Here is a 14128-nt window from a genome sequence, read left to right as displayed (position 1 = left end):
CATTAATCTTGCTATAGCAGCGGCCTCAACATCGCAATGTTGAGGCCGCTTTTTTTATAGCATTTTTATGGGTAGCTTGACTGTTTTTCTTGTTCTGAGTCGATGTGGACTTCGGAATTGAATTCGCGCTTTTAGCCCTTTTTGTATCCGTAGAGCTTATTGGCTGCTGATATTCATGGCCGCCATATGTCGATAACCTACCTATTATCACCAGCCTGCATAATATTGAAAGCTTAATAGTGCCTGCATGGGGTGGTTGTTTTATATACTATGATTGTGTCGCTACTGTGGGTTACTTTGAGTCTAGGGTAGGGCAAATGGTGTGAGCAGTATCACGATGTGATTAAATCCTACTTAAAAGCCACGACTAGGTATAAAAAGTAATGGCATCGCATACTTAAAACATGTAACCTTAATGATAATTGTTATCATTAAGGTTCGTAGATGGACAGGGTGTTACTTATCGATGACGATCTGAGCGTAAGACAGATCGTGGCGCAAGCCTTGTATTCACAAGCTCGCCAAATTGACCATGCCAATAATGGCAAAGAAGCGCTAGACAAAGTTGAACAGCTGCAGCCGGAACTTATCATACTCGATATTGATATTTCCTGTGCAGATGGCTTTGCGTTCTTAAAATCTCGCCGCGATAGCTTGCCTGTCATTGTCATCTCCTCTAATGATAATGAAGAGACTCGAATTAAAGGCTACGAGCTAGGTGCCGACGATTTTATCGCAAAACCCTTTAGCACCAGAGAATTACAGGTCAGAGTTGCCGCGTTGCAGCGTCGTATTCAGCTGGCCCGTACTCAACCTAAGCCACAACAACGCTGCATATTTAAGCAGATGAGTTTTAATGAATTCGATTACAGTGTTGAAGTGGACGAGCGCCGAGTCATCCTGACACACACAGAGTTTAATTTGATCAAATACCTGTTTGAGCGCAAAGGCAAAGTGGTCACCAAGCAGGAGTTACAACGTGCGGTGCTTAAAAAAGAGCTAGGTCAGTTCGATCGTAACCTTGATATGCACATCAGCAATACGCGTCGAAAACTTGCCCAGACCAATCTGCCCAAAAGCATGATTAATACGGTGCGGGGACAAGGGTACAGTTTTGCCAATTAAGCGGTATATTTGCTCAAGGTTGACGGTTTTTTGTGATAGCGACTGCGAAAGTGAGCCAATTTAGTTTATCCTATGGGCATTAATATCAAGCGTACTCATTATCGGTCATGATGACATAGAGTCACTATGTCTTGCTGATGAAAATAGATTGTCTGTCCGTTATGCGTTTTATTATCGATGTAACGGCAGATGATCATTCATCAGGCCTGAGCCTATATTCAGTTTCGGGCGTAACCTTAGTGAGTGCATTTGATTGATAAGCGATTTCAGATAACAATGCCGCCCTCTGCGGCGATATAATATGAAGGAATGGATATGCGGATCAGTGCCAATTTCGATGGCGGTAATATTGATGTCATCAATCAAGATAATATAAATGATATACAGCTGGCGATCAGACCAGATGAAGGCGGGGAATTTTTTCAGTGGTTTAACTTTAAGTTGCAGGGCACTGTAGGCCAACACTATACCCTTAATATTATCAATGCTGGCTCGGCGTCTTACACCAAAGGTTGGGAAGATTACCAAGCCGTCGCCAGTTACGATCGCCAGCAGTGGTTTCGTCTGCCAACCCGTTATCAAGACGGTAAATTGACCATTGAGGTTGAACTCGATTGTGATGTGATTCAAATCGCCTATTTCGCGCCATACAGTTATGAGCGTCACCAAGATCTGCTCAGCACCGTTCAAGTACATCCTTTGGTGTCGCTAGAGCACCTAGGCCTCACTCTCGATGAGCGCGACATTACCTTAGTTAAAGTCGGCGATGAAGATCCCGATAAAGCCAATATCTGGATCACCGCTCGCCAACATCCAGGTGAGACCATGGCCGAGTGGTTAGTTGAAGGCCTGCTGACCAACTTACTCGACGGTGATTGCCCGACAGCCAAGGCATTGTTAGACAAAGCTAATTTCTACATAGTACCGAATATGAATCCCGATGGCGGCGTTAGAGGCCATTTACGCACTAATGCTGCGGGCGTCAACCTTAACCGCGAATGGCAAACCCCTTCACTGGAGAAAAGCCCCGAGGTATATCATGTTGTGAACAAGATGCAGCAAACTGGGGTGAATTTATATTACGACGTGCATGGTGATGAAGGCTTACCTTATGTGTTTTTGGCCGGCTGCGAAGGCGTGCCGCGCTTTAACGAAAAAATGGCACAGTTACAGCGTCGCTTTGTCGATGCTTTGTTACTAACCAGCGCCGATTTTCAAGATAAATTTGGCTACGATAAAGATGAGCCGGGCAAGGCGAACCTTACGGTTGCTTCAAACTGGGTAGCCGAAACTTTTGGCTGCTTGTCCAATACTTTGGAAATGCCCTTTAAAGATAATGCGAATATGGCTGATCCTATGTCGGGGTGGTCGCCAGAGCGCTGTATCTATTTAGGTGAAGCCTCGTTGTTGGCCATGTTGGCCGTGGTTGACGATATTAAGTAATGGAGGGCTGATATGGCGTTGATACAATGTCCAAATTGTAATAAGCGCATATCCAGCCTAGCGAAAACGTGTCCTCACTGCGCGGCTAAATCCAGTGGTGACAATGAATCGCTTAATCGGATAAGCCATATTAGACGCAGTAACCAGTTAATGAATCATAGTTTTTTTGCTATGACATTATTCATCGCTGGGGTGGTGATTTGGTTTTGGGGCGGAGAGCCTGCCGAAGGTGCACGGGCTAACATTGCTGGTGTGTGCGTAGTGTTTGGGTTTGTGGGTTACCTTATTGCCAGAGTGCGAATAGTATTACATAAACGGAAAAGTGTATGAGTGACATTAATAAAGTAATCGATGAGATGCCAGATGAAGTGTATGCGCGGCTATTAAGCGCTGCGGAATTGGGCAAGTGGGATGATGGCAGTGTGTTGTCTGATGAACAAAAAGAGCAAACCTTACAACTGGTGATGCTCTATCAGGCAAGAAGATTAAATCAAACCGACCATTTTACTATAGGTAACCAAGGTACCCTAAACGAGCTGTCTAAAGCAGAGCTTAAAAAACAGTTTAAAGGCGAGAGCATCGCCGCGTTTAAAGCCGAAGAGTTATAATCAAACAATCCCCCTAACCATTGATTTTAAACGTTAGTTTTTAACCATGGTTAGGGGCTTATTTTAATCTTCGGTTAACTCCCCAAACAGGTCCTGCTGCATCATATCGCGAATTTGCGCCGAACTATAATCGGTAGACAATAGATAGTGCAGTTTGGTTAACGCCGCTTCTGTGGTCATATCAAAGCCACTGATCACCCCAGCTTGTGCCAACGCATTACCCGTGGCATAGCCGCCCATGTTCACCTTTCCCTGCATGCACTGGGTTAAATTAACTAAGATCACTCCGCGTTCGTTTGCGCGGCGTAAGCAGTCGAGCAATTCAGGATTTTGCGGTGCATTACCTACGCCATAAGTTAATAAAATTAACGCCTTAACTGGTTGCTGTAGAATATTGTCGATAATGGCTGTGGTGATGCCAGGATATAAGGTAACCACGCCAATCGGTTGCGGGCTAATATTGTTCACTTTAAGGGTATTGGCTTGTGATTGGCTGATCTTGCCTGCGCGCAGACGGATTTTAATCCCGGCTTCAATTAACAGCGGAAAGTTAGGCGAGGCGAAAGCGTCAAAGCCATCGGCATGGGCCTTAGTGGTTCGATTGCCTCTAAACAACTTGTTATTGAAGAACAAACACACTTCGGCCACCGGGTAGTTTGCCGCGATATACAAGGCGTTAAGCAAATTGGTTTGTCCATCGGATCGCAGCTGCGCCAATGGAATTTGCGAGCCGGTGACAATCACAGGCTTGGTGAGCCCCTGCAACATAAATGAGAGCGCCGAGGCGGTAAAGGCCATGGTATCTGTGCCATGCAAAATCACGAACCCATCGTATTTGTCGTAGTTAGCCTTGATATCGTTGGCGATCATCTGCCAATCGTTGGGCGCCATGTTGGATGAGTCGATTAACGGCTGGTATTCATGAATGACAAAGCTAGGCATCTCTGCATGGAAAAACTCTGGCATATCGTTAACACAATCGGTTAAGAACCCGGGTACCGGCGCGAAGCCGTTATCGGTTTTTTGCATGCCAATGGTGCCACCCGTATAGGCAACGTAGATTGAGCGTTTTGTCATAATAATGGTGGTTGGTTAATCGCAAGGGTAGCGCGATTATACTGGGGATGGCATTAATAAAAAAGCTCACTACGGATAAGCGCTTAGCAATTGCCCATAATCTGTCTTTACTCTGGTTATTCTCTGTCTGAGGCGGGACGTTACCTAAAATCTGCAGGCGCTAACATATCCATAGCAGAATCACATGGAGACGGCAATATTAGTTATTGCAATGATTTATGTACATGATTGATAGTGAGTCGCAATAAAAAAGCCCCAGCGATAATGCGAGGGCTTTTTTTTGATTAACACCTGTCGTTATTGTTTAATCTGTGAGATTAAAAATTACAGGTATCGCAGTAGAGATACACACCATTTGGGTCGTCAAAGGCACTGAACTCTTGAGCAAATTTACTCCATTGACCAATGATTTTATCTGCTAACTGGCTGTTTGATGCCGACTCAGGCAAATAAGCCGCGACACTGGCAAACATTTCCTGAATAAATAGCTCTTGTGGTGTGAGCTCCTGCTCAATCACGCGAGTGTCAAACTTATCCAATTTAGCCAGCTCAGACGCCTTGGATACGGCTTGATCAAGATCGCCCAATGCATCCACTAATCCCAAATCGAGGGCTTTTTTACCAGACCAAACACGACCTTGGGCGATGCTGTCGACCTCGGTCAATTCCATATCGCGCTCAGTGGCAACCAGTGAAATAAAGTCATGATAACCACGCTCAATCTGACGTTGAATGATCTGCTTTAACTCAGGGCTAATGCCCTTAGCGAGCGAGAATGAGGCTCTGTCTGATGTTGATACTCCATCTGTGTACACGCCAAGGGAAGCCAATGAATCTTCAAAAGTCGCGACCATGCCAAAGATACCAATAGAGCCTGTTAGGGTCGTTGGCGTGGCAAAGATATAATCGGCGCTGGCCGAGATCCAGTAACCACCAGAAGCTGCATAACTGCCCATGCTGACAACCACTGGCTTACCTGCGCTTTTCAGTGCAAGCACCTCTTGGCGGATCTGTTCGGAGGCAAACGCACTACCACCAGGGCTATCGACGCGTAACACAACCGCTTTGACTTTGTCATCAAAGCGCGCTTTACGCAGTAGGGCTGAGGTACTTTCCCCCCCAATCTGGCCAGCAGGTTGACTACCATTAAGAATATTGCCTTTGGCCACAATGATGCCAACGGTGTCTTGTATCATCAGAGGTGGTAACTCTTGCACCAGCGTGCGGTAATCATAATAATTTATTTGCTTATATTGATGACCTTCTTTGGCTTTACCCACGTTATCTATCATGGCTAAACGAAAGGCCTCGGCCGAGGCCAGTTTATCGACCCAGCCCATATTCACGGCCATTTCTGCCGAACGGCCTTTGGCTTTATCTAGCTCGACAAGGTACTGCTCAGATGTGAGCACCAAATCACTTTGCTCAAGACCGCGATTACGGGCAACCGTTTGCTCGTAACTGGTCCAAATATCGTTAAGTAAGGCGCTGTTAGCTTCTTTGGCTGCTGCTGACATATCGTCGCGAACGAAAGGTTCAACCGCAGATTTAAAGGTGCCAACCCGAAACACATGCGCCTTAATTTTAAGTTTGTCTAACGCCGATTTATAATATTGGCGATAACGACTTAGGCCATCAATTTCAACTCCACCTTGTGGATTTAGATAGATGGTGTCGGCGAAAGAGGCTAAGAAATATTGATTTTGGCCATACCAGTTGCCCATGGCAATGATCGGTTTGTCTGACGCTTTAAAGCGTTCTAACGCCTCACCGATACTTTGCAGCTTACTGATCCCCGTGCCTCTGAGTTCACCAATATCGAGTACAATTGCGGCGATGCGATTATCGCTGGCGGCGTTATCTATGGTGCGTAACAGATCGGCCAGCAAAATCTCACCATCGACATCGGCGCCTTGATTGCTTTTCATCACTGCTTCTATGGGATCAACTTGACGTAACTGCTCTACCACAGTGCCGGATAAATTGAGCACTAACGCAGAGCCATCTTCAACGGTAGGCAGCTCGTCACTGTTCATGGCAACCACAATGAGCACGAGGAAACCGAAAAAGAACAGGTTAAGTAATAGTTTGCGAGTACCATTAAGGCCTTTCCACAAACCGATTAAGATCCTTTTAAAAACTGAGGGTTTAGCGGACATCATCCACTCCTATATTAGCTAGATTTCCCTATGCTAACTGAAAATCCTCTTTGGGGTGAAACACAATTGTAAATGAATCTTTTCATAGCCCTTTGATTGTGTATTGAGCTTAAAACAAACAACGGGTATGCTAGTTTAAATCACTTGTTTAAAAAGGATGTTTGAATGTCGTTTCCACATTTATTAGAACCCTTAGATCTTGGATTCACTCAACTCAAGAACCGTGTGCTCATGGGCTCCATGCATACTGGGCTTGAAGAAGAAAAGGGCGGTTTTGAGAAACTGGCAGCATTTTATCAAGAGCGAGCTAAAGGGGGCGTAGGGCTAATTGTCACTGGCGGAATAGCCCCTAATTTACGCGGCCGCTTAGCCCCACATGCCTGTCAATTAAGCTTTCCGTGGCAAGTGGCTAAGCATAAAATAGTGACCGATGCGGTCCATGAGGCTGACGGTAAAATTTGTATGCAAATTTTGCATGCCGGGCGTTATGGGTACCACCCGTTTTCACAGGCACCAAGCAAAATCAAATCGCCAATCACTCCATTCACCCCCTCGGCCATGTCGTCTCGACAGGTGAAAAACACGATAAAAGATTACGCGACATCGGCGGCCTTGGCTAAAAAAGCCGGTTATGATGGTGTCGAAGTCATGGGATCGGAAGGGTATCTTATTAACCAGTTTATCTGCTCGCGTACCAATAAGCGTGAGGATGAATGGGGCGGTACATTTGATAATCGCGTTCGCTTTCCCATCGACATCGTCAAGGCGATACGGGCTAAGGTTGGCGCTGACTTTATTATTATTTTCCGTCTATCTATGTTGGATCTGGTGGATAATGGTTCGAGCTGGAATGAAGTGGTCAGTTTAGCCAAATCCCTTGAGCAGGTTGGGGTGTCGATTATCAACACAGGTATTGGCTGGCATGAAGCTAGGGTACCAACCATTGCTACCAGTGTTCCGCGCGGCGCCTTTGCTTGGGTGACTGAGCGACTCAAGCAAGAGGTTACTGTACCGTTAATTGCCACCAACCGCATTAACACGCCCGAAATAGGTGAGCAGATCATAGCCTCTGGGCAGGCCGACATGGTGTCGATGGCGCGCCCCTTTCTTGCCGATGCCGAGTTTGTTAACAAAGCCGCCGCAGGTGAAAGTGAGCTGATTAATACCTGTATTGGTTGTAATCAGGCTTGCCTGGATCATACCTTTGCCCTTAAGCGTGCGACCTGTTTGGTTAACCCAAGAGCCTGCTATGAAACTGAGCTTAACTTTACTCCAGCTGCGACCAAAAAGCGCATTGCCGTGATGGGCGCTGGCCCTGCTGGCATGGCATTTTCAATCTATGCGGCTATGCGTGGCCATCACGTCGTGGTATTTGAGGCGAAAAGTGAGGTGGGAGGTCAGTTTAATTTAGCGCGTAAGATCCCAGGTAAAGAAGAGTTTAATGAAACCATTCGCTACTTTACTGAGCAGATGAAACGCCATCATGTTGAGCTTAGACTCAACACGCGTCTCGATGCTTCTGTGGTACGTGATGAAGCCTTTGATGAAGTTGTGATTGCGGCAGGCGTCGTGCCGCGCCACCTAGAACTTCCTGGTTTTGATAACCCTAAGGTGGTGACCTATCAGCAGGTGCTTAGCGGTGAAGTGAACGTTGGTGAGCGGGTAGCCTTGATTGGTGCGGGCGGTATTGGCTTTGACATGGCGCATTATCTTGGTGAACGTGAGTCTAGTACCCTGCAACCGGACAAGTGGTTTAAGCAGTGGGGCATTGATAAGACGTATGCCGAGCGTGGCGGGCTCACTGAGCCAGAGCTTTTGGCGCCTGAGCGGCAGATTTATTTACTGCAGCGTAAAACCAGTAAAATGGGTAAAGGGCTGGGTAAAACCACCGGCTGGATCCATCGCTCTGTGTTAAAACATCATCAAGTGCAAATGTTAACAGGAGTAAACTATGACCACTTCGATGAACAAGGTTTGCATATCAAGGTGGGTGATGACTCACGCGTGCTTGACGTCGATAATGTTATCTTGTGCGCTGGCCAAGAGTCGAATCGTACTTTGGTTGATGAGATGAAAGCAACGGGATTACCCGTGCACCTGATAGGCGGCGTCGACGTTGCAGCAGAGCTGGATGCTAAACGCGCTATCCGTCAAGGGGCTGAACTAGCCATCGCGCTGTAGCCACTATTCTATGTATCACAATGGACCGCCAGCTATTGCTATTTGCATGTAGTAGTACCGTTATCTGATTAAAAGCTAACTTTAATAAGTTAGCTTTTTTCATTAGCGCTGGTATGAATATCAGTGGCACTGGGACTTAAGCTTAATTGGTAATGTAATGAGGTATTAGGCCAAATATTTTAGTGCGTGCCTCAACCTTGTTTAGTGCAATCAGTTTGTAAGTAGAACGATATACATTGTACCTTAATTAGAGAGTCAAAGTGACTATCCGAATGTTGATACTATAGAGGATGGATTAACAATCCATTGACCTTTATCTAATGGGTCGATATCATCTTTAGGTACTGCACTATTATTTAAATATGTAATATTTATGACTTTATATGGAAATGATGATTATGAATAAGTTTAAATTTAAATATCTGATAGCTGATTTAATATTAATCAGTGCCTCTGCTAATGCAGCCGATACCGTTACAATTGTTGTGTCAGGGGAGTATACACCAAGGTTAAACAACCAGTTTAAGGTTGATAAATTATGATTCTAAATAAAATTCCACATTATTGCTATTTATCTTAGTGATAATGACTCTGTTTTTTGTCTATTTATATCATTCAGGTGATGATTCCTTTGTCTCTACAGCTCACGGAGAACATGGAAGTCCATCTCTCGAATTGATTAATGATAGCAGTAATGCGCTTGACAATAATGACGATAAGTCAATTGCTGACGTCAAAGGCCAAAGTCATAAGATAGAAAAGAAGGAGATAAACATCAGCGACATTGGTGAGACACTTTATTAGTCGGTCGTAAGTGATAAAGTTGTCGATGGAGTTGCTCTAGCAGCAATAATGACATCTTCAGCGTATAGAGAGATTGTTAAAGCGCTTCCCAATTATACTAATAACGAGTTTGATACTGTTGAGTATGAAAACCGTATTAGTGACTATATAAACAAGTCAGATGTCAATCCACTCCTTAGTGATTATGATGTCGCTTGTAATAATGACGTTTGTTTTGGCTATTTTGCTTCTGAATCTAAAGATGAATTAGATGATTTTTTTATTGAGTTTATTCGTGGGGATAGTTCACCGACTCATAAATCGGGTTTTGTTAACTCTATGGAAGTTCATAATTCCGACACTGGAATTTTTGAGTACCGTATTTCTTTTAACTCCAATCCTGAAGTGAAATCGATAACTGTACCTAGATAAAGTGAACCAAATTACTGTTTTATGATTTCCAATACATAAAAAGGCTAACCGAAAAGGTTAGCCTTTTTTATTGAGTCAATGGCTGGATATTATTAAGCCAGCAATGCTGTTAATTATCTGCGATAGTCTTAATAATGAGCCTAAGAGTCAGGATGACTAATAGTCGTAATCCTTGCACGTTTAGCACAATGACAATCCTTAAGCATCAAGGATTAGCATTTCAGTTGATTTTGTTTTGACTGATTAACCGTTGTGGCAGAGCTGTTGTTCGAGCTTGACGCACGAGTGATGACCACATTAGCGCCTTGAGCCGATAAGGCTAAGTCCACATCGCCATCGGGATGACAGCAACAAGGCAGACATTCATCGGCTTCCAGTTCAACTAAAGGCTCAGTATGGTATATCACCGAGCCATGATTGAGTTTGGTTTTACAGGCGCCACAAAAGCCGTTTCGGCATTCTGAAAAAACCTTAACGTTTTTCTGTTCCAGTGCCTGTAACAGGCTGACGTGCTGCTCAGTATAGAGCAGCACGGGCTGGCCTTGTAGGCTGACAATGGGCGCTTTTTTAAAGGTCGCTTGCTTAAACGTCATGCGTATAATTATTTAACATCTATTTATGAAGCTATGATTGCTCACGTTATGGTGACTAAGAATAGGATGCACCTATTTAGCCATGCAGGCTGCTCCGTCACTCAATCACAGAGCTATATGATTACAGATCAAAATCGGCAAACTGACTTTCATCGACTGAAGAGTCAATTTGGCCCACAAGGTAAGATGATACTTCTACTTCTTGCGGCGCGACCTGTACTGAATCACTTTCTAGCCAGTTTTTCATCCACGGCAGCGGGTTGCTTTGATCCGCGTAAGGGCTGACTAAGTTGACCGATTTCATACGTTCGTTAGTAATATATTCAACGTATTGACATAAGATCTGTTCGTTAAGACCAATCATAGAGCCATCTTTGAATAGGTATTTTGCCCACTCTTTTTCCTGCTCTGCCGCTTTGATAAAGATGTCAGTGGCTATCTGCTCACACTCTTTGGCAATGTCGCCCATCTCTGGATCGTCTTTACCCGCTTGCATAATCTTAAGGATATGCTGGGTACCATTTAGGTGAAGCGCTTCATCCCGGGCGATCAATCGAATAATTTTAGCGTTACCTTCCATTACTTTACGTTCAGCGAATGCAAAAGAGCAGGCAAAGCTGACATAAAAACGAATCGCTTCTAATACGTTAACCGACATCATGCACAGATACAGGGCTTTTTTGATCTCACGCTGGGTGACCACGACTTGCTTACCGTCGATCTCGTGCGTACCTTCACCAAACAAATGGAACGCTTGAGTAAGCACAATCAGCTTATCGTAGTACTCGGCAATATCACTAGCACGCTTGAGGATCTCTTTATTGGCAACGATATCGTCAAATACTACCGATGGGTCGTTAACAATGTTACGGATAATGTGAGTGTATGAGCGTGAATGAATGGTTTCAGAAAACGACCAAGTTTCAATCCAGGTTTCAAGCTCTGGCAGCGAAACTAAGGGGAGAAATGCCACGTTAGGTGAGCGCCCTTGAATCGAGTCAAGCAGTGTTTGATACTTTAGGTTTGAGATAAAAATATGCTTTTCGTGATCGGGTAACGCCGCATAGTCGATTTTGTCTTTGCTGACATCAACTTCTTCCGGACGCCAGAAAAACGATAGTTGCTTTTCGATTAACTTTTCAAAAACTTCATATTTTTGAATATCATAACGCGCTACGTTAACTGATTGCCCCATAAACATGGGTTCCAGTGAAGCATTATTAGCGGTTTGACAAAATGTAGAATAGGCCATGTTTCTATCTTCCGACAATGGGGGCTTAGCCCCCATATATTAACGTTAAATACAGATGATAAACATCAAGTGATTAGATCTTACACGCGCCGCCAGCGCAACTATCGTCCTCTTTCTCAATGGCGGTGATATCGTCATGACTATCTGAAGCGCCATCTCGAGTGTTGTGATAGTAAAGTGTCTTCACGCCGTATTTGTAAGCGGTCAATAGATCTTTTAGCAACACTTGCATAGGGACTTTTGACCCAGGGAAACGACTTGGATCATAATTAGTATTGGCAGAAATCGATTGGTCGACAAATTTCTGCATTAACCCCACTAATTGCAAATAACCATCGTTGTTCGGCATTTGCCATAATAGTTCATAGCTATGCTGATATTTTTCAAAGTCAGGTACCACTTGTTTAAGCTGACCATCTTTACTGGCTTTAACGCTGATCAATCCGCGTGGAGGTTCAATGCCATTGGTGGCATTTGAGATCTGTGATGAGGTCTCTGATGGCATCAGGGCCGATAGCGTAGAGTTACGCAGGCCATGAGTCATTATCTCTTCACGCAGAGTTTCCCAATCAAGGTGCAGTGGCTCGTCACAAATTTTATCCAAATCACGCTTATAGGTGTCTATAGGTAAAATGCCTTTGGCGTAATTGGTCTCATGGAACAAGGGGCAAGCGCCTTGTTCTTTTGCCAAGTTCACCGAGGCTTTCAATAGATAATATTGGATAGCTTCAAAGGTTCTGTGGGTAATGCCGTTGGCTGAACCGTCTGAGTAACGTACCCCTTCTTTAGCCAAGTAGTTGGCGAAGTTAATCACGCCTATCCCTAAGGTACGACGGTTCATCGATGCTTTATGAGCCGAGGTGATAGGGTAATCTTGATAATCGAGTAGATTATCAAGCGCACGTACAGCAAGGTCAGCTAATGGCTCTAGCTCTTCAAGATTCTTAATTGCACCCAAGTTAAGGGCTGATAAGGTACATAGTGCGATTTCACCGTTAGGATCGTCAACATTGTTCAATGGCTTGGTTGGCAGTGCAATTTCTAAACATAAATTAGATTGACGCACTGGGGCTACTTTTGAGTCGAATGGACTGTGAGTATTACAGTGATCAACGTTTTGAATATAGATACGGCCAGTAGAAGCGCGCTCTTGCATCATTAACGCAAATAGCTCAACGGCTTTAATCTGTTTCTTACGAATGCTGTCATCGGCTTCATACTGCAGATAAAGACGTTCAAACTCGGCTTGATCTTCAAAAAATGCATCATACATGCCAGGTACGTCAGATGGGCTGAATAGGGTTATCATGCCGCCTTGGATCAGGCGCTGATACATCAACTTGTTGATCTGAACCCCATAGTCCAAATGACGAATACGATTATCGTCAACACCACGGTTGTTTTTCAATACCAGCAGTGATTCAACTTCTAAATGCCACATAGGGTAGAAGAGGGTCGCTGCGCCGCCACGAACGCCGCCTTGTGAACACGACTTAACCGCGGTTTGGAAATACTTATAAAAAGGTAAGCAACCCGTGTGGAAAGCTTCGCCGCCACGAATTGGGCTACCTAGTGCACGAATGCGACCAGCATTAATACCAATGCCGGCACGTTGTGATACGTACTTTACAATCGCTGATGCGGTGGCATTGATTGAGTCTAAGCTATCACCACATTCAATCAGTACACACGAGCTGAACTGACGCGTAGGAGTACGCACACCCGCCATAATGGGCGTAGGTAGTGAGATTTTAAAGGTCGAAGTCGCATCATAGAAGTTTTTTACATAATCTAGACGCGTCTCTCTTGGGTATTTGGCAAACAAACATGCCGCAACCAGGATATATAAGAACTGGGCGCTCTCATAAATCTCATGACTAACTCGGTTTTGTACCAAGTATTTGCCTTCGAGCTGTTTGACGGCAGCGTAAGAGAAGTTCATGTCGCGCCAGTGATCGATATGCTCATCAAGCAAATCAAGCTCTTCGCGAGTGTAGTCACTAAGAATGTGATTATCGTATTTGCCCATCTCCACTAGCTTAACGACATGATCATACAGCTTGGGTGGTTCAAATTGACCATAGGCTTTCTTGCGTAAATGGAAGATAGCTAAACGAGCAGAGAGAAACTGATAATCAGGTGATTCTGGCGAGATTAAATCTGCGGCAGCCTTAATAATGGTTTCATGGATTGCTTCAGTTGGAATCCCATCATAAAACTGAAGGTGAGAACGTAATTCCACTTCAGAGACAGAGACATTTTTTAGTCCTTTTGCCGCCCAAGTGATCACTCGGTGGATCTTATCGAGATCGATAGTTTCACGTTCGCCACTGCGTTTAGTGACTTGCATAGTGCTGTTCATTGAAGATAAGCCTTGATTAAATATTGCGGTCAAATGAGTTGAAAAAAAACACGCAACGTTTCCCTGTCAAAACAATCGAAAAGTTAACGAAAAATACCCAAATACAACTTAGG

General features: G+C 44.5%; 11 protein-coding genes. 6 read left to right on the top strand and 5 right to left on the bottom strand.

Annotated features, from left to right (window positions below; genetic code table 11):
- The first annotated feature begins 444 nt into the window (after positions 1 to 444).
- The 4 genes from DVO77_RS07905 (at position 445) to DVO77_RS07890 (ending at position 3176) form a co-directional block, all read left to right on the top strand.
- Complete coding sequence (locus tag DVO77_RS07905) at positions 445 to 1125, top strand: response regulator transcription factor (RefSeq protein WP_110457668.1); 681 nt, start codon at positions 445 to 447, stop codon at positions 1123 to 1125.
- A gap of 315 nt (positions 1126 to 1440) precedes the next feature.
- Positions 1441 to 2568 carry a M14 family metallopeptidase gene (locus DVO77_RS07900; protein ID WP_110457667.1) on the top strand — a complete coding sequence of 376 codons (1128 nt, stop codon included), beginning with the start codon at positions 1441 to 1443 and terminating at the stop codon, positions 2566 to 2568.
- A 12-nt stretch (positions 2569 to 2580) separates the two neighbouring features.
- Complete coding sequence (locus DVO77_RS07895; protein WP_119977953.1) at positions 2581 to 2898, top strand: zinc ribbon domain-containing protein; 318 nt, start codon at positions 2581 to 2583, stop codon at positions 2896 to 2898.
- The gene (locus DVO77_RS07890; protein WP_110457665.1) at positions 2895 to 3176 is read left to right on the top strand and encodes a YeaC family protein; all 282 of its coding nucleotides are present in this window, start codon (positions 2895 to 2897) and stop codon (positions 3174 to 3176) included. The genes DVO77_RS07895 and DVO77_RS07890 overlap by 4 nt, the downstream gene beginning before the upstream one ends.
- A gap of 63 nt (positions 3177 to 3239) precedes the next feature.
- On the opposite strand, the gene ansA is transcribed toward DVO77_RS07890, so the two are convergent.
- Together ansA and sppA are read right to left on the bottom strand one after the other, a co-directional pair.
- Positions 3240 to 4253 carry an asparaginase gene (gene ansA, locus DVO77_RS07885; RefSeq protein WP_110457664.1) on the bottom strand — a complete coding sequence of 338 codons (1014 nt, stop codon included), beginning with the start codon at positions 4251 to 4253 and terminating at the stop codon, positions 3240 to 3242.
- 317 nt (positions 4254 to 4570) lie between these two features.
- A complete protein-coding gene (gene sppA / locus DVO77_RS07880; protein WP_119977952.1) occupies positions 4571 to 6412 on the bottom strand; it encodes a signal peptide peptidase SppA in 1842 nt (613 codons plus the stop codon).
- Positions 6413 to 6577: 165 nt separating this feature from the next.
- On the opposite strand from sppA, the gene DVO77_RS07875 reads away from it, so the two are divergent.
- Both DVO77_RS07875 and DVO77_RS07865 read left to right on the top strand, forming a co-directional pair.
- A complete protein-coding gene (locus DVO77_RS07875; protein WP_119977951.1) occupies positions 6578 to 8593 on the top strand; it encodes an NADPH-dependent 2,4-dienoyl-CoA reductase in 2016 nt (671 codons plus the stop codon).
- Positions 8594 to 9445: 852 nt separating this feature from the next.
- Complete coding sequence (locus DVO77_RS07865) at positions 9446 to 9808, top strand: hypothetical protein (RefSeq protein WP_119977949.1); 363 nt, start codon at positions 9446 to 9448, stop codon at positions 9806 to 9808.
- A 212-nt stretch (positions 9809 to 10020) separates the two neighbouring features.
- On the opposite strand, the gene yfaE is transcribed toward DVO77_RS07865, so the two are convergent.
- The 3 genes from yfaE to nrdA all read right to left on the bottom strand — a co-directional run bounded on the left by yfaE (position 10021) and on the right by nrdA (position 14015).
- Complete coding sequence (gene yfaE, locus DVO77_RS07860) at positions 10021 to 10401, bottom strand: class I ribonucleotide reductase maintenance protein YfaE (protein ID WP_119977948.1); 381 nt, start codon at positions 10399 to 10401, stop codon at positions 10021 to 10023.
- 121 nt (positions 10402 to 10522) lie between these two features.
- Positions 10523 to 11653 (bottom strand): class Ia ribonucleoside-diphosphate reductase subunit beta, encoded by a 1131-nt coding sequence (nrdB, locus tag DVO77_RS07855; protein WP_119977947.1) that lies wholly within the window; start codon positions 11651 to 11653, stop codon positions 10523 to 10525.
- Positions 11654 to 11726: 73 nt separating this feature from the next.
- Positions 11727 to 14015 (bottom strand): class 1a ribonucleoside-diphosphate reductase subunit alpha, encoded by a 2289-nt coding sequence (gene nrdA, locus DVO77_RS07850; RefSeq protein WP_119977946.1) that lies wholly within the window; start codon positions 14013 to 14015, stop codon positions 11727 to 11729.
- Positions 14016 to 14128: the final 113 nt, after the last annotated feature.

Source organism: Shewanella algidipiscicola (assembly GCF_003605125.1).
Classification (GTDB): Bacteria; Pseudomonadota; Gammaproteobacteria; order Enterobacterales; family Shewanellaceae; genus Shewanella; species Shewanella algidipiscicola.
This window is presented reverse-complemented; position numbering and strand designations above follow the sequence as displayed.